The sequence below is a fragment of the Variovorax atrisoli genome, from assembly GCF_014195185.1.
Taxonomy (GTDB): domain Bacteria; phylum Pseudomonadota; class Gammaproteobacteria; order Burkholderiales; family Burkholderiaceae_C; genus Variovorax; species Variovorax atrisoli.
Map to the genome: position 1 here is coordinate 245,990 of NZ_JACIBG010000002.1, position 16,180 is coordinate 262,169.

General features: G+C 68.7%; 17 protein-coding genes. 15 read left to right on the forward strand and 2 right to left on the reverse strand.

The window, feature by feature from the left end:
- Positions 1-31 precede the first annotated feature (31 nt).
- The 3 genes from FHY06_RS08100 (at position 32) to FHY06_RS08110 (ending at position 3,186) form a co-directional block, all read left to right on the forward strand.
- Positions 32-1,051 carry an AAA family ATPase gene (locus tag FHY06_RS08100; RefSeq protein WP_184604390.1) on the forward strand — a complete coding sequence of 340 codons (1,020 nt, stop codon included), beginning with the start codon at positions 32-34 and terminating at the stop codon, positions 1,049-1,051.
- Between the two features lie 111 nt (positions 1,052-1,162).
- Positions 1,163-2,152 (forward strand): DUF58 domain-containing protein, encoded by a 990-nt coding sequence (locus tag FHY06_RS08105; protein WP_019654310.1) that lies wholly within the window; start codon positions 1,163-1,165, stop codon positions 2,150-2,152.
- Positions 2,149-3,186, forward strand: coding sequence for a VWA domain-containing protein (locus tag FHY06_RS08110; protein ID WP_019654311.1), 1,038 nt, complete (start codon positions 2,149-2,151; stop codon positions 3,184-3,186). Before FHY06_RS08105 ends, FHY06_RS08110 begins: the two co-directional genes overlap by 4 nt.
- Here the strand turns inward: FHY06_RS08110 and FHY06_RS08115 are convergent.
- Complete coding sequence (locus tag FHY06_RS08115) at positions 3,170-3,808, reverse strand: TetR/AcrR family transcriptional regulator (protein ID WP_019654312.1); 639 nt, start codon at positions 3,806-3,808, stop codon at positions 3,170-3,172. The genes FHY06_RS08110 and FHY06_RS08115 overlap by 17 nt on opposite strands.
- Positions 3,809-3,881: 73 nt before the next feature.
- On the reverse strand, positions 3,882-4,484 hold the full coding sequence (locus FHY06_RS08120) for a phenylacetic acid degradation protein PaaY (RefSeq protein WP_184604392.1): 603 nt from the start codon (positions 4,482-4,484) through the stop codon (positions 3,882-3,884).
- A gap of 162 nt (positions 4,485-4,646) precedes the next feature.
- Here FHY06_RS08120 and FHY06_RS08125 point away from each other — a divergent pair, with 162 nt between their 5' ends.
- The 12 genes from FHY06_RS08125 to FHY06_RS08180 all read left to right on the forward strand — a co-directional run bounded on the left by FHY06_RS08125 (position 4,647) and on the right by FHY06_RS08180 (position 16,128).
- The gene (locus FHY06_RS08125; RefSeq protein ID WP_132752395.1) at positions 4,647-5,450 is read left to right on the forward strand and encodes an enoyl-CoA hydratase-related protein; all 804 of its coding nucleotides are present in this window, start codon (positions 4,647-4,649) and stop codon (positions 5,448-5,450) included.
- 4 nt (positions 5,451-5,454) lie between these two features.
- Positions 5,455-5,919, forward strand: a complete 465-nt coding sequence (gene paaI, locus FHY06_RS08130; protein ID WP_184604394.1) for a hydroxyphenylacetyl-CoA thioesterase PaaI — start codon at positions 5,455-5,457, stop codon at positions 5,917-5,919.
- A 14-nt stretch (positions 5,920-5,933) separates the two neighbouring features.
- Complete coding sequence (gene paaK, locus FHY06_RS08135) at positions 5,934-7,244, forward strand: phenylacetate--CoA ligase PaaK (RefSeq protein ID WP_019654316.1); 1,311 nt, start codon at positions 5,934-5,936, stop codon at positions 7,242-7,244.
- Between the two features lie 38 nt (positions 7,245-7,282).
- Entirely contained in the window at positions 7,283-8,296 is a 1,014-nt protein-coding gene (gene paaA, locus FHY06_RS08140) for a 1,2-phenylacetyl-CoA epoxidase subunit PaaA (RefSeq protein ID WP_184604396.1), read from the forward strand.
- Positions 8,293-8,589 (forward strand): 1,2-phenylacetyl-CoA epoxidase subunit PaaB, encoded by a 297-nt coding sequence (gene paaB / locus FHY06_RS08145; protein ID WP_019654318.1) that lies wholly within the window; start codon positions 8,293-8,295, stop codon positions 8,587-8,589. The genes paaA and paaB overlap by 4 nt, the downstream gene beginning before the upstream one ends.
- 21 nt (positions 8,590-8,610) lie before the next feature.
- On the forward strand, positions 8,611-9,390 hold the full coding sequence (gene paaC / locus FHY06_RS08150; protein WP_019654319.1) for a 1,2-phenylacetyl-CoA epoxidase subunit PaaC: 780 nt from the start codon (positions 8,611-8,613) through the stop codon (positions 9,388-9,390).
- The gene (paaD, locus tag FHY06_RS08155) at positions 9,390-9,914 is read left to right on the forward strand and encodes a 1,2-phenylacetyl-CoA epoxidase subunit PaaD (protein ID WP_019654320.1); all 525 of its coding nucleotides are present in this window, start codon (positions 9,390-9,392) and stop codon (positions 9,912-9,914) included. The genes paaC and paaD overlap by 1 nt, the downstream gene beginning before the upstream one ends.
- A 13-nt stretch (positions 9,915-9,927) precedes the next feature.
- Positions 9,928-11,013, forward strand: a complete 1,086-nt coding sequence (gene paaE / locus FHY06_RS08160) for a 1,2-phenylacetyl-CoA epoxidase subunit PaaE (RefSeq protein ID WP_019654321.1) — start codon at positions 9,928-9,930, stop codon at positions 11,011-11,013.
- A gap of 171 nt (positions 11,014-11,184) precedes the next feature.
- On the forward strand, positions 11,185-12,330 hold the full coding sequence (locus FHY06_RS08165; protein WP_184604398.1) for an ABC transporter substrate-binding protein: 1,146 nt from the start codon (positions 11,185-11,187) through the stop codon (positions 12,328-12,330).
- A gap of 131 nt (positions 12,331-12,461) precedes the next feature.
- Entirely contained in the window at positions 12,462-13,490 is a 1,029-nt protein-coding gene (locus FHY06_RS08170) for a branched-chain amino acid ABC transporter permease (protein WP_019654323.1), read from the forward strand.
- Positions 13,487-15,400 carry a branched-chain amino acid ABC transporter ATP-binding protein/permease gene (locus tag FHY06_RS08175; protein WP_184604400.1) on the forward strand — a complete coding sequence of 638 codons (1,914 nt, stop codon included), beginning with the start codon at positions 13,487-13,489 and terminating at the stop codon, positions 15,398-15,400. The genes FHY06_RS08170 and FHY06_RS08175 overlap by 4 nt, the downstream gene beginning before the upstream one ends.
- On the forward strand, positions 15,397-16,128 hold the full coding sequence (locus FHY06_RS08180; RefSeq protein ID WP_019654325.1) for an ABC transporter ATP-binding protein: 732 nt from the start codon (positions 15,397-15,399) through the stop codon (positions 16,126-16,128). Before FHY06_RS08175 ends, FHY06_RS08180 begins: the two co-directional genes overlap by 4 nt.
- Positions 16,129-16,180: the final 52 nt, after the last annotated feature.

Here is a 16,180-nt window from a genome sequence, read left to right on the forward strand (position 1 = left end):
TTCTCTTCCCTTCCTCTCGAAAGCCCTTCGCATGAGCACAGCAGAGACCACCGCAGCCCCCACGACCGCCGGTACGGCCGAACTGATGGAGCAGATCCTTTATGAGGTGAAGCGCGTGGTGGTCGGCCAGGACCGCTTCCTGGAGCGCGTGATGGTCGCCATGCTCGCGGGCGGGCACCTGCTGGTCGAAGGCGTGCCGGGGCTGGCGAAGACGCTCACGGTGAAGACGCTGGCCGACACCGTGCGCGGACAGTTCAAGCGCATCCAGTTCACGCCCGACCTCGTGCCGGCCGACCTGGTGGGCACGCGCATCTACAACCAGAAGACGGGCGACTTCAGCACCTCGCTGGGCCCGGTGTTCGCCAACCTTCTGCTGGCCGACGAAATCAACCGCGCGCCGGCCAAGGTGCAGAGCGCGCTGCTCGAGGTGATGCAGGAGCGCCAGGTCACCATCGCCGGCGAGACGCACAAGGTGCCCCGCCCCTTCCTCGTGATGGCCACGCAGAACCCCATCGAGACCGAGGGCACCTACCCGCTGCCCGAGGCGCAGGTCGACCGCTTCATGATGAAGGTGCTGGTCGACTATCCCACCGACGAGGAAGAGTTCGTCATCGTGCAGCGCGTGATCGGTGCGCCCGTCAGCGCCACGCCGGTCGCCACCACCGAGCAGCTCGCCGCGCTGCAGGCCGAGGCCCGGCGCGTGTATGTCGACCCTTCGCTCATCCAGTACGCGGTGAAGCTGGTGTCGGCCACGCGCACGCCCGAGAAACATGGGCTCAAGGACCTGCGCCGGTTCATCACCTTCGGCGCCAGCCCGCGCGCCAGCATCAGCCTGACCGAGGGCGCGCGCGCCCTGGCCCTGCTGCGCGGACGCAGCTACGCGCTGCCGGAAGACATGACCGCGCTGGTGCCCGACGTGCTGCGACACCGCGTCACGCTTTCCTACGAGGGGCTGTCCGAAGGGCTGACGCCCGACAGCCTGGTCGAGAAGATCATGCGCGCGGTCCCTGCTCCTCCCAAGCCGCTCGAACATGAAAAGCTGGTGGCCTGACATGAGCGCAGCCCCGGTCTTCGCGCACTTCGTGGCGCTTCGCCAACCCTCTTGCAGGGGTCGACACCTGCGGCCCGGCAAGGCCGGTTCCGCGGCGTTCCCTGGAATCGCATGAAAAGCTGGTGGCGCAAGGCCCCCGCGGCCGCGAACGACGACCGGCTCGCCATCGAGGCCGGCGGGGCGGAACGTGCGCTGCGCCGGCTCGAGTGGACCGTGATACGCCGGCTCGACGGGCTGCTGCAGGGCGACTACCGCACGCTGATGCGCGGCACCGGCCTCGACCTGGCCGACCTGCGCGAATACCAGCACCAGGACGACGTGCGCCACATCGACTGGAACGTCACGGCGCGGCTGCAGGTTCCGCACGTGCGCGTGTTCACCGAAGACCGCGAGATGGCCGCGTGGTTCGTGCTCGACCTCAGCCGCTCGGTCGACTTCGGCTCGGGCCTGAAGGCCAAGCGCGAGATTTCGGCAGGCTTCGTCGGCGTATTGGCGCGGTTGCTCACGCGGCACGGCAACCGGGTGGGCGCGCTGGTGTACGGCAGCGATCTCGAAGCCGTGATTCCGCCGCGCAGCGGCCGGCGCCACGTGCTGCACCTGCTGCACGCGATGGAAAAACGCGCCACCAGGGCCGAGGCCGCGCCCACGCAGAAGGGCATGACGCGGCTGGCCGACCTGCTCAAGTCTGCCGCCACGCTGATGCCCCGGCGCTCGACGGTGTTCGTGGTGTCCGACTTCCTCAGCGAACCCGGCTGGGAGCGCCCGCTGGGCCAGCTGGTGCAGCGCCACGAGGTGGTCGCGGTGCGCCTGTTCGATCCGCTCGAGCTGGAGCTGCCCGACCTGGGCCTGGTGCCGCTGCGCGATGCCGAGACCGGTGAACAGCTGTGGGTCGACACCCATGACGCGGGTTTCCGCAAGCGCTTCGCCCGGCTCGCAGCCGAGCGTGAGACCGCATTGCGCGAGGCGCTGGCCCGGGCCGGCGTCGACGCGCTCGAACTCTCGACCAACGACGATCTGGTGGAAGCGATCGTCCGTTTCGCCGAGCTGCGCAAGCGCCGCGCGCGCATCGGCCAGGCTGGCATGAAGGCGGTGGCAGCATGACTTTTCTCTGGCCCCAATTCCTCTGGCTGCTGGCGGCGCTGCCGCTGCTGGTGCTGCTCTACGTGTGGCTGCTGCGCCGCAAGAAGAAGCTCGCGGTGCGCTACGCCAGCCTGTCGATCGTGCGCGAGGCCATGGGCGCCGGGCAGAGCATTCGCCGGCACCTGCCGCCCCTGCTCTTCCTGCTGGCCATGGCCGCGATGCTGGTGGCCGCGGCGCGGCCGATGGCGGTGGTGGTCCTGCCTTCGAACCAGCAGACCATCATCCTGGCGATGGACGTCTCGGGCAGCATGCGCGCGGCCGACGTTCAGCCCAACAGGCTGGTGGCGGCGCAGGAGGCGGCCAAGAGCTTCATCAAGGACCTGCCGCGCAGCGTGAAGGTGGGCATCGTCGCCTTCGCCGGCAGCGCGCAGGTGGCGCAGCTGCCCACCACCAACCATGAAGACCTGGTGACCGCCATCGACAGCTTCCAGCTGCAGCGCGCCACCGCCACCGGCAACGCCATCGTGGTGTCGCTGGCCACGCTGTTCCCCGACGCGGGCATCGACGTCGAGCAGTTCAGCTCGCCCAGCCGCCAGCGCGGCGCGGCCATCGACCAGAACGAGAAGAAGCTCAAGGACTTCACGCCCGTGGCGCCCGGCTCCTTCACCTCGGCCGCGATCATCATGCTGACCGACGGCCAGCGCACCACCGGCGTCGATCCGCTGGACGCGGCCAAGGCCGCCGCCGACCGCGGCGTTCGCATCTACACGGTGGGCGTGGGCACGGTCGACGGCGAGACCATCGGCTTCGAGGGCTGGTCGATGCGCGTGCGCCTCGACGAGGACACGCTCAAGGCCATCGCCAACAAGACCAACGCCGAATACTTCTACGCCGGCACCGCGAACGACCTGAAGAAGGTCTACGAGACGCTGAGCACCAAGCTCACGGTGGAGAAGAAGGAAACCGAGATCTCCGCGCTCTTCGCGCTGGGCGCCGCGGTGCTGACGCTGCTGTCGGCCGGGCTCTCGCTGCTCTGGTTCAACCGGATTCTCTAGCGCCGCGCGGGGCTGTCCGGGGCTCGGGCGACTTCACCGCCCCGATGCCGCCCAGGAACAGGTCGGCCACGATCGGCGCGATGGCCGCGTGGTCGAGCCGGCCGTCTGGCTTCATCCAGGTGAACATCCAGTTGATCATGCCGAAGAGCAGCATGGTCAGCGGCTTGGCAAGGTCGTCGCTGGGCGCGCCGGGGCGCAGGGCCGACACAGCGCGCGCGAAGCCCGCGACCACCTCGCGCTCCTTGTCGAGCACGCGCTCGCGGTCGGCCTCTTCGAGAAAGCGCACGTCGTCGGTCAGCACGCGGTGCGCGTCCTGCGCGCCGGCGTACTCCTCGACGATGCGGTAGATGAAGCGGCGCAGGCGCTCCTCGTCGGTGTGCGTCGAGGCTTCCTCCTCGGCCACCAGAGCGGCGAGCTTCGACACGTGCGTCTCCGCGATGCTGATGAGCAGGCTGCTCTTGTCCTTGTAGTAGTGGTAGAGCGTGGCCTTCGAGAGGCCGCAGGCCTCGGCCACCTGGTTCATCGAGGTGGCGGGATAGCCGCTGCGCGCGAACAGCTGGGCGGCCTGCGCGAGGATGAATTCACGCTGGTCCTCGTAGGTGGCGGATCTTCCACGCGGCATCGGTTCGTGTTCCTCGGTTCTTCGTTGTTTGGATTGAAGGCAACGCGCGATCTTGCCCGAAGCTCGACGGGGTTCAGCCGCGCTTCGTCGCGATGAGCGAACGCACGTCGGTGGCCGGCAGGCTCGGGCGATCCTTCTCCACGCTGGAAAGCGGCTCCACCTCGCGCAGGCTCGCGAGGCTGCGCACCGTGAGCGCCTGGTAGGTATGGGTACCTTCGAGCTTCCAGGCGATCTCGTCGTCGCTCAGCTCGCGCTTCACCTTCGCGGGAATGCCCGCCGCGAGCGAGCGCGTCGGCACCTTCATGCCCGCAGGCACGAAGGCGCAGGCCGCGACGATGGCCTTCTCGCCGATCTCGGCCTCGTCCATCACCACCGCGTTCATGCCCACCAGCGCGTCGCGCCGCACGATGCAGCTGTGCAGGATCGCGCCGTGGCCGATGTGGCCGTTGACCTCCACCACGGTGTCGTTGTCCGGGAAGCCGTGGATGCAGCAGTGGTCCTGCACGTTGGAGCCCTCCTCCAGCACGATGCGGCCGAAGTCGCCGCGCAGGCTGGCGCAGGGGCCCACGTAGCAGCGGGGGCCGACGATCACGTCGCCGATCAGCACGGCCGTGGGATGCACGTAGGCGCTCGGGTCGACGACCGGGATCACGCCGTCGATGGAATAGCTGGGCATTCGCTCTGTCTCCTTCTTGCCTGGCTTGTCGCGGGTATCAGGGTTTGCCCTGAATCAACCCTGCTTGTGCCGTTGTCCGGGTCGATCCTAAAATCAACCGAACGGTCGGTCAATAGTGTTTGCACGCCGGCCCGTACCCACAAAGGATGAAAGAGACAAGCGATGACTGAGCCTTTGGTACTCACCAGCAACGCCGGCGCCGTCCGCACGCTGAGCCTCAACCGGCCGGCTGCCCTCAACAGCTTCACGACCCAACTGCATGAAGCGCTGATGGCGGAGCTGGAAGCCGCGGCGAACGACGCGAGCGTGCGCTGCGTGGTGCTCACGGGTGCCGGCCGCGCCTTCTGCGCGGGTCAGGACCTGGCCGACCCGTCGGTCGCACCCGACCCGACGCCCGGCGCCGCGCCCAAGGATCTGGGCCACGTCATCTCTGCCTACTACGCCCCCCTGGTCGCACGCCTGCGCTCGATGCCGGTGCCGGTGATCGCTGCCGTCAACGGCGTGGCCGCCGGCGCGGGCGCGAACCTCGCGCTGTGCTGCGACCTCGTGGTGGCCGCGCGCTCGGCCAGCTTCATCCAGGCCTTCACCAAGATCGGCCTCGTGCCCGACACCGGCGGCACCTGGCTGCTGCCGCGCCTGGTCGGTTCGGCGCGCGCGCTGGGCATCGCGATGCTGGGCGACAAGCTGCCCGCCGAGGAAGCCGCGCGCATCGGCCTGATCTGGCAGTGCGTGGACGACGCAGCGCTCGCCGAAACGGCGGCCGCGCTCGCATCGAAGCTTGCCGGCATGCCCACGCGCGCCCTGGTCGCCACCCGCGAGGCCTTGGCCGCCGCGCAGCACATGGACCTGGGCGCGGCCCTGGCCGAGGAAGCCCGCATCCAGCGCGAGATGGGCAGTGCCGACGACTACCGCGAAGGCGTCGAGGCCTTCCGCGCCAAGCGCGCACCCGTCTTCAAGGACCGCTGAAGCCATGACCAACAACAACCAGCAACGCACGCCCCAGCAGACGGCCGAATACGTCCGCGACGGCATGTTCGCCAACGACAACGCCAGCAAGGGCCTGGGCATGCGCATCGTGGAGGTCGGCCCCGGCCAGGCCACCATCGAGATGCGCGTGCGCCCCGACATGCTCAACGGCCACGCGATCTGCCACGGCGGCTTCATGGCCACGCTGGCCGACTCCACCTTCGCCTTCGCCTGCAACTCGTACGACGAGCTGACCGTGGCCTCGGGCTTCGCCATCGACTTCATCGCCCCCGCGCGTGAAGGCGACGTGCTCACCGCGCGCTGCCACGAGGTGTCGAAGGCCGGCCGCACCGGCGTGTACGACACCGAAATCACCAACCAGCGCGGCGAGCGCATCGCGATCTTCCGCGGCCGCTCCTACACCGCCAAGGGCCGCCCGGCCGTTCCGCCTGCCGCTGCAGCCGCCTGAGGAGACAACACACCATGACAGTCAAGCGCCCCGCCCCCGGCGAGCTCGATCCCATCGAAACCGCCAGCCGCGACGAGATCGCCGCGCTGCAGCTCGCACGCCTGCGCGCCACGCTGCAGCGCGCCTACGAGAACGTGCCGCACTACCGCAAGGCCTTCGACGCCAAGGGCGTGCACCCGGACGACCTGAAGTCGCTGGCCGACCTGTCGAAGTTCCCGTTCACGGTGAAGAGCGACCTGCGCGACAACTACCCCTTCGGCATGTTCGCCGTGCCGCGCGAGAAGGTGGCACGCATCCATGCATCGTCGGGCACCACCGGCAAGCCGACCGTGGTGGGCTACACCCTCAAGGACATCGACACCTGGGCCGACCTCGTCGCCCGCTCCATCCGCGCCGCGGGCGGACGGCCCGGCGACATGGTGCACGTGTCGTACGGCTACGGCCTCTTCACCGGCGGCCTGGGCGCGCACTACGGTGCCGAGCGCGCGGGCTGCACCGTCATCCCCATGTCGGGCGGCCAGACCGAGAAGCAGGTGCAGCTCATCCAGGACTTCAAGCCGAACATCATCATGGTCACGCCCAGCTACATGCAGGTGATCATCGAGCAGTTCGAGCGCCAGGGGCTCGATCCGAAGGAGAGCTCGCTCAAGGTCGGCATCTTCGGCGCCGAGCCATGGACCGAGGCGATGCGCCGCGACATCGAGGCCCGCGCCGGCATCGACGCGGTCGACATCTACGGCCTCAGCGAAGTGATGGGCCCGGGCGTCGCCAGCGAATGCGTGGAGAGCAAGGACGGCCCCGTGATCTGGGAAGACCACTTCTACCCCGAGATCATCGACCCCGAGACCGGCGAGCTGAAGGCCGACGGCGAGGAAGGCGAGCTCGTCTTCACCTCGCTGAGCAAGGAGGCCATGCCGATCGTGCGCTACCGCACGCGCGACCTCACGCGCCTCCTGCCGCCCACCTCGCGCTCGTTCCGCCGCATGGGCAAGATCGTCGGGCGCAGCGACGACATGATGATCATCCGCGGCGTCAACGTCTTCCCCACGCAGGTGGAGGAGATCGTGCTCGCGCACCAGGCGCTCTCGGGCCTCTACCAGGTTCACGTGAGCCGCGCCGACAAGCTCGACCAGGTCGAGATCCACTGCGAGCTCAAGCCCGCCGACGCCACCTCGGCCGACCGCACGGCCATCGGCGACTGGCTGCAGCACCGCGTGAAGACGCTCATCGGCATCTCCACCCGCGTGGTGGTGCACGGCCCCGACGAGATGGAACGCACCCAGACCGGCAAGGCGCGCCGCGTGATCGACACGCGCCCGCGCTGAGACCAGCCACTACCAACACCGACCGAAAGGACACGCACATGTACACCCAGGCAATGGACACCATGGGCAAGGACGCGGGCGACGGCAAGAAGGCCGTGCGCTCCGCAGATGAGATGCGCCTCGAGGAACGCTTCGACGCGCAGATCGACGCCGGCGAATTCATCGAGGCGAAGGACTGGATGCCCGAGCACTACCGCAAGACACTGGTGCGCCAGATCAGCCAGCATGCGCACTCCGAGATCGTCGGCATGCTGCCCGAGGGCAACTGGATCAGCCGCGCGCCCACGCTCAAGCGCAAGGCCATCCTGCTGGCCAAGGTGCAGGACGAGGGCGGCCACGGCCTCTACCTGTATGCCGCGGCCGAGACGCTGGGCACCTCGCGCGACCAGATGTTCGAGGCGCTGCACAGCGGCAAGGCCAAGTACAGCTCGATCTTCAACTACCCCACGCTGACCTGGGCCGACATGGGCACCATCGGCTGGCTGGTGGACGGCGCGGCCATCATGAACCAGGTGCCGATCTGCCGCTGCTCGTACGCGCCCTATGCGCGCGCCATGATCCGCATCTGCCGCGAGGAGAGCTTCCACCAGCGCCAGGGCTACGAGTCGCTGCTGACCATGATGACCCACGGCACCGAGGCGCAGAAGGCCATGGTGCAGGACGCGGTCAACCGCTGGTGGTGGCCCTCGATCATGATGTTCGGCCCGCCGGACGACCAGTCGCCCAACAGCGCGCAGTCGATGCGCTGGGGCATCAAGCGCTTCAGCAACGACGAGCTGCGCCAGAAGTTCGTCGACGCCACCGTGGAGCAGGCCCGCATCCTCGGCGTGACCCTGCCCGACCCCGACCTCAAGTGGAACGAGGAGCGCCAGGCGCACGACTTCGGCGCCATCGACTGGAGCGAGTTCTGGCGCGTGATCGGCGGCGACGGCCCCTGCAACCGTGAACGCCTGCAGGCCCGCGTCGACGCCTGGGAAGACGGCGCATGGGTGCGCGAAGCCGCGCTCGCCCACGCCAACAAGCAACATCAACCGATCAAGGAAGCAGCATGAGCACCGAAGCGAAACAGGAATGGCCTCTGTGGGAGGTGTTCGTGCGCAGCAAGGCGGGCCTGGACCACAAGCACTGCGGCAGCCTGCATGCGGCCGACCCGAAGATGGCGATCCAGATGGCGCGCGACGTCTACACCCGCCGCCAGGAAGGCAGCAGCATCTGGGTGGTGCGCTCCGACCAGATCGTGGCCAGCGACCCCGGCGAGAAGGACATGTACTTCGATCCGGCCGAAGACAAGGTGTACCGCCACCCGACCTTCTATGCCCTGCCCAAGTCGGTCGACCACATGTGAGCGGCCATTGACGGAAGCATCATGCAAGCATCCATCGAACTGAACCGCACGCCCGCCGTGCAATACCTGCTGCGCATCGGCGACACCTGCCTGGTGCTGGCGCAGCGCCTGGGCGAATGGTGCGGCCACGCGCCCGTGCTGGAGGAAGACATCGCGATGGCCAACATCGCGCTCGACCTCGTCGGCCAGGCCCGCGCGCTGCTCACGCACGCCGGCAAGCTCGAAGGCACCGGCCGCGAGCACGACGAGGACCAGCTCGCCTACCTGCGCGACGAGCGCGACTACTTCAACCTCACCATCGCCGAACTGCCGCGCGGCGACTTCGCCTTCGCTGTCGTGCGCAACACCATGGTGTCGACGCTGCTCAAGCTGCTGTGGCAGCGCCTGGCGGCCTCGAACGACCCCGAGGTGGCAGCCATCGCCGGCAAGGCGCTGAAGGAAGCGCGCTACCACCAGCAGCATTCTGGCGACTGGGTGGTGCGCCTGGGCGACGGCACCGACGAATCGCGCCGCCGCACCGAGAAGGCGCTGAAGCAGCTGTGGCTCTACATGCCCGAGCTCTTCTTCAGCGACGAGGTGGATGCCGCGGCCAGCGCCAGCGGCCTCGGCCCCGCATGGAGCGAGCTGCGCGAACCCTGGCTCGCCGAGATGCAGCAGGTGCTGGACGCGGCCGGCCTCGCCATGCCGAAGGAAGCCGCCTTCCGCAGCACCGGCAAGCACGGCGTGCACAGCGAGCACATGGGCTACATCCTCGCCGAGATGCAGCACCTGCAGCGCACCTATCCCGGAGGCGTGTGGTGATGAACGCACTGGCCTCGCGCGTCGACGCGGCATGGGCCGTGCTGCGCAACGTGCCCGATCCGGAGGTGCCGGCCGTGTCGGTGTGCGACCTGGGCATCGTGCGCGAGGTGATCGAGCACGACGACGGCCTGGAGATCGTGCTCACGCCGACCTACTCCGGCTGCCCCGCCACCGAGGCCATCGAGCACGACGTGCTCGCCGCCGTCGAGCAGGCCGGCCTGGGCCGCGCGCGCGCCACGCTGCGCCGAGCGCCCGCATGGACCAGCGACTGGATCAGCGACGAGGGCCGCGCCAAGCTCAAGGCCTACGGCATCGCGCCGCCCGCGCACCTGAATGCCGAACAGGCCGCGGGCACCGCCGTGCCCATCAGGCTCTTCGGCCGCATCGCCGGCGAGCGCATCGCCTGCCCGCGCTGCGCGAGCGAGCGCACCGAGCGGCTTTCCGCATTCGGCTCCACCGCATGCAAGGCCCTGTATCGCTGCATGGCGTGCAAGGAGCCTTTCGAACACTTCAAACCCATCTGAGACGCCCCCCGCGATGAGCACCCTCTTCCATCCCCTGCGCGTGAAGGCCATCGAGCCCGACACCGCCGAGGCCGTCATCGTCTCCTTCGAGGTGCCGGCCGACCTGCAGCAGGTCTTCGGCTTCACGCAGGGCCAGTACCTCACGCTGCGCCACGAGATCGACGGCCAGGACCTTCGCCGCTCCTATTCGATCTGCGCCGGCCTCGACGACGGCGAGCTGCGCGTCGGCGTGCGCAAGGTGCGCGGCGGCGTGTTCTCCAACTGGATCAACGCCAGCCTCAAGCCCGGGGATGCCATCCAGGTGATGGCGCCGCAGGGCCGCTTCTTCGTGCCCATCGAGCCGGAGGCGGCGCGCCACCACGTCGGCATCGCGGGCGGCAGCGGCATCACGCCCATCCTGTCGATCATGAAGACGGTGCTGGCGCGCGAGCCGCACAGCCGCTTCACGCTGATCTACGGCAACCGCCAGCTGCAGTCCACGATGTTCAAGGAAGAGATCGAGGACCTGAAGAACCGCTACATGACGCGCCTCGTGCTGCAGCATGTGTTCTCCGACGAGCACACCGATTCGCCGCTGGGCTTCGGCGTGATGAACCGCGAGAAGATCGGCGAGTTCCTCGCGAGCGTGGTGCCTGCCGCGGACATCGACCACGTCTACGTGTGCGGCCCATTCCAGATGAACGACGAGGCCGAGGCCGCGCTGCTGGCAGCCGGCGTGCCGGAAGACCGCATCCACATCGAGCGCTTCGGCGTCGCGCTGCCTTCGGCCAGCCAGGTGGGCGCGGTGGTGCACGAGGCCCAGCCCGGCGATGCGAAGCAGGCGCGCATCGTCATCGTGCGCGACGGCCTGCAGCGCGAGATCACCTTCACCGAAGGGCAGCCCAGCATCCTCGACGCGGCATCGGCCGCGGGGCTCGAGGTGCCCTTCTCGTGCACCTCGGGCGTGTGCGGAACATGCCGCGCGAAGTGCGTGGACGGGGAAGTCCGCATGGAAAGAAACTTCGCGCTCGACAAGAATGAAGTCGCCGCGGGTTTCGTATTGACCTGCCAGGCGCACCCCCTGACCGAACGCGTCACGCTGTCGTTCGACGAGCGCTGAAAGATGAATCCAACCCTGAATCTCCGCGCACTTCGTGTCGCTTCGGATCCCCCCTCAAGGGGGCGCACCCGGTGGCCCGGCAAAGCCGGCTCCACCGGTGCCCTGAAAAAGACACCTGCAACGGAGATACTTCAGGCCTCAATCGATTTTCAACCCGGAGACAAGCCAACCATGAAATTCTTCAAGCCCCTGCTGACCGTCGCCCTGTGCGCCTCGGCCCTCGCGGCCTGGGCCGACGTCAACGTCGGCGTGACCATCTCGGCCACGGGCCCGGCAGCCTCGCTGGGCATCCCCGAGAAGAACACCATCTCGCTGATGCCCAAGACGATCGGCGGGCAGAAGATCAACTACATCGTGCTGGACGATGCCTCCGACACCACCGCGGCCGTCAACAACACGCGCAAGCTCATCGCGGAGAACAAGGTCGACGTGATCCTGGGCTCGACCACCACGCCGGCCTCGCTCGCCATGATCGACGTGGCCGCCGAGGCGCAGACGCCGATGATCTCGGTGGCCGCGTCGGCGCGCATCATCGAGCCGATGGACGCCAAGAAGAAGTGGGTGTTCAAGACGCCGCAGAACGACATCATGATGTCGCTGGCCATCGCCGAGCACATGGCCGCCAACGGCGTGAAGACCGTCGCCTTCATCGGTTTCTCCGACGCGTACGGCGAAGGCTGGTCGCAGGAGTTCGCCAAGGCCGCCGACCTGAAGAAGATCAAGATCGTGGCCAACGAGCGCTATGCCCGCACCGACACCTCGGTGACCGGCCAGGCCCTGAAGATCATGGCCGCCAAGCCCGACGCGGTGCTCGTCGCCGGCTCCGGCACGCCGGCCGCGCTGCCGCAGAAGACGCTGAAGGAACGCGGCTACACCGGCAAGATGTACCAGACCCACGGCGTGGCCAACGCCGACTTCCTGCGCGTGGGCGGCAAGGACGTGGAAGGCACCTTCCTGCCCGCAGGCCCGGTGCTCGTGGCCGACCAGCTGCCCGCCAGCAACCCCGTGAAGAAGTCCGCGCTCGCCTACGTGTCCGCCTATGAAGCCGCCTACGGCAAGGGCTCGGTCTCGACCTTCGGCGGCCACGCCTGGGACGCCGGCCTGCTGATGAGCTCGGCCGTGCCCGTCGCGCTGAAGAAGGCCCAGCCCGGCACGCCCGAGTTCCGCGCCGCACTGCGCGACGCGCTGGAGCAGACCAAGGAAGTGGCCGGCGCGCACGGCGTGTTCAACATGACCGTACAGGACCACCTGGGCCTGGACCAGCGCGCACGCGTGATGGTGCGCATCGAGAACGGCGCCTGGAAATACCAACCATAAGCTCGCCCCCAGGCTCCGCGCACTTCGTGTCGCTTCTCCCACCCCCTACCGGGGGCAACACCAGAGGCCCGGCAGAGCCGGTTCCTCGGTGTTCCTGAACTGAGTCACGGGCGACGCCCGAAGGTTGTTTTATGGATTTGCAGATCGCCCTGTTGCTCGGGCAGGACGGCATCGTGAACGGCGCGGTCTACGGACTGATGGCGCTCGCGCTGGTGCTGGTGTTTTCGGTCACGCGCGTGATCTTCATCCCGCAGGGCGAGTTCGTCGCCTTCGGTGCGCTGTCGATGGCCGCGCTGCAGGGCGGGCGGGCGCCCTCCACGCTGTGGCTGCTGCTGGCGCTGGCCGTGATCGTGCTGGTGGTGGAGGCCTGGCGCTGGAAGCGCGGCGCCACCGTCGACTGGCGCTCGGCCCTGACCTGGTGCGTGGCCTTCCCGGCCATCGCGGCGGTGCTGATTCTCGGCTTCAAGCCCACCTCTCTCGCGATGCAGTCGCTCGCCACGCTGGTGCTGATCGCGCCGCTGGGTCCGCTGCTGTATCGCGTCGCCTATCGCCCGCTGGCCGATGCCAGCGTGCTGATGCTGCTGATCGTGTCGGTGGCGCTGCATGGCGTGCTCGTGGGCCTCGGCCTCTTCTTCTTCGGCGCCGAGGGCTCGCGCACCAGCGCGTTCTCGGAAGCGCGCTTCGACCTCGGCGGCATTCCGGTCAACGGCCAGTCGCTGGTGGTGGTCGGCGTCACGCTGGTGCTGGTGATCGCGATGTTCTGGTTCTTCGGCCGCTCGATGGTCGGCAAGGCGCTGCGCGCCACCGCCATCAATCGCGTGGGCGCACGGCTGTCGGGCATTCCCACCGAGCTCTCGGGCGACCTGAGCTTCGCGCTGGCGGCAGTGATCGGCGCCATCTCGGGCCTGCTGATCGCACCGATCACCACGGTCTACTACGACACCGGCTTCCTCATCGGCCTGAAGGGCTTCGTGGCCGCCATCGTCGGCGGGCTCGCGAGCTATCCGCTGGCGCTCGCGGGCGCGCTGCTGGTCGGCCTGCTGGAGGCCTTCTCTTCCTTCTGGGCCAGCGCGTACAAGGAAGTGCTGGTCTTCACCCTGATCATCCCGGTGCTCCTGTGGCGCTCGCTGAACAGCCATCACGTGGAGGACGAGGAATGAACCCGTCGTCTTCATCCCCAACCGCATCCACCGCCGCGAACGCCGTGCCCGAGGGCCGCCCGCTCGTGACGCCGCGCGTGCTCACCCTCGTCTTCATCGTCGCGCTCGCGCTGGCCTGGGGCTGGCTGCCCGAGTTCACCGTCAGCGTGCTCAGCAACATCGGCCTGTACGCGCTGGTCGCGGTCGGACTGGTGCTGCTGACGGGCGTGGGCGGCATGACCTCCTTCGGCCAGGCCGCCTTCGTCGGCATGGGCGCATACGCCACCGCCTGGATCTGCACCTCGCCCACGGCCGCCGGCTGGCTCGGCGGCCTCGCAGGCTCCGCGCTGGTGCCGTGGCTGGGCCTGCTGCTCGGGCTGGTGCTGACCTTCGCGCTGGCGTGGACGCTCGGCGCGGTCACGCTCAAGCTCTCTGGCCACTACCTGCCGCTGTGCACCATCGCCTGGGGCCTGAGCCTGTACTTCCTGCTGGGCAACATGGAGTTCCTCGGCGGCCAGACCGGCATCACCGGCATTCCGCCGCTGGTGGTGGCTGGCGTCTCCTTCGCCACGCCGCGCATGCTGGGCGTGGTGATCTGGGCCGTGCTCCTGCTCGCGCTGTGGGCCATGCACAACCTGCTCGACTCGCGCGAGGGCCGCGCCATCCGCGCACTCAAGGGCGGCCGGCTGATGGCCGAGTCGATGGGCGTGGACACCGCGCGCCACCGCATCAAGCTCTTCGTGCTGGCTGCACTGCTCGCTGCCATCTCGGGCTGGCTCTATGCGCACATGCAGCGCTTCGTGAACCCGACGCCCTTCAACCTGAACATCGGCATCGAGATGCTGTTCATGGCGGTGGTCGGCGGCGCGGGCCACCTGTGGGGCGCAGTGCTGGGCGCCACGCTGATCACGCTGCTCAAGGAGAAGCTGCAGGACGTTCTGCCCGCGCTGCTGGGCACCAGCGGCAACTTCGAGGTGGTGGTGTTCGGCCTGCTGATGCTGTTCGTTCTGCAGCGCTTCGCGGACGGCCTGTGGCCCACGCTCGCTCGGCTGTCGCGCCGCTGGGTGCGCGAAGTGCCGCGCGCCGCAGGTGCCGGCCCTGCCGCATCGACCACGGTACAGCTCGCGCAGCGCGCGGTGCCCGCCGCCGGCACGCTGCTGCTGCAGGCCGACGGCGTGAGCAAGCGCTTCGGCGGCCTGGTGGCCAACAACGACATCTCGATGACGCTGAAGGCCGGCGAGGTGCATGCGCTGATCGGGCCCAACGGGGCCGGCAAGAGCACCTTCTTCAACATGATCTCGGGCGTGGACGACCCGACCACCGGCGAAGTGCGGTTGGTCGGCCAGCCCATGTCGGGCAAGCCCTCGCGCGCCTTCGCCTCGCTGGGCCTGGGCCGCACCTTCCAGCACGTGCGGCTGCTCGGCCAGCGCAGCGTGGTCGAGAACGTGGCGCTCGGCGCCCACCTGCGTGCCAGGTGCGGCTGGCTGTCGGCCATGCTGCGCCTGGACCGCGCCGAAGAGGCCGCCCTGATGGCCGAGGCCCGCAGGCAGATCGAACGCTGCGGCCTCGGCGCGCATGCCGACACGCCCGCGGCGTCGCTCTCGCTCGGGCAGCAGCGCGTGGTGGAGATCGCCCGTGCGCTCGCCGGACAACCCTCGGTGCTGCTGCTCGACGAGCCTGCCGCCGGCCTGCGCCACCTGGAGAAGCGCGCCCTCTCGGAACTGCTCGCGCAGCTGCGCGCCGAGGGCCTCGGCATCCTGGTGGTGGAGCACGACATGGAATTCGTGATGAACCTCGCCGACCGCATCACGGTGCTCGAGTTCGGCACCGTCATCGCCACCGGCACGCCCGCCGAAGTGCAGGCCAACCCGCGCGTGCTCGAAGCCTACCTGGGCGGTGCCGACGACGAATTGCTGGAAGACGCAAGATGAGCCATCCCCTGCTTCAACTCGACGGCTTCTGCGTCGCCTACCGCACCGTTGAAGCGGTGCACAGCGTGCGCCTGCAGGTGAACGAGGGCGAGATCGTCACCGTGATCGGCCCCAACGGCGCCGGCAAGACCACGCTGCTGTGCGCGGCCATGGGGCTGCTGCCTTCCACCGGCCAGCTGCTGCTCGACGGCGAGCGCGTCTCGCGCCCCAGCGTCGAGACCATGGTGTCGCGCGGCGTCGCGCTGGTGCCCGAGCGGCGCGAGCTGTTCGGCGAGATGTCGGTCGAAGACAACCTGCTGCTCGGCGGCTTCTACCAGTGGCGCAAGGGCAAGCGCGACCAGCGTGCGCGCATGGACGAGATCTTCGCCATCTTCCCGCGATTGAAAGAACGCCGCGCGCAGATGGCATCGACGCTCTCCGGCGGCGAGCGCCAGATGCTGGCCATCGGCCGCGCGCTGATGGCGCGGCCCCGCCTGCTGATGCTCGACGAGCCTTCGCTCGGCCTCGCCCCGCTGGTGGTGCGCGAGGTGCTGCGCGTGGTGTCGCAGCTGCGCAGCCACGGCGTGTCGGTGCTGCTGGTGGAACAGAACGCCCGCGCCGCGCTGCAGGTGGCCGACCGCGCCTATGTGCTGGAAATGGGCGCCGTGGCGCTCGAAGGCAAGGCGCGCGACCTGCTGCACGACCAGCGGATCATCGATACCTATCTGGGTATCGGCAAGAAAGAGTGACTTGACTTTCACCCTCCCCCGCTGGGGGAGGGCAGGGGTGGGGGCACGGCGG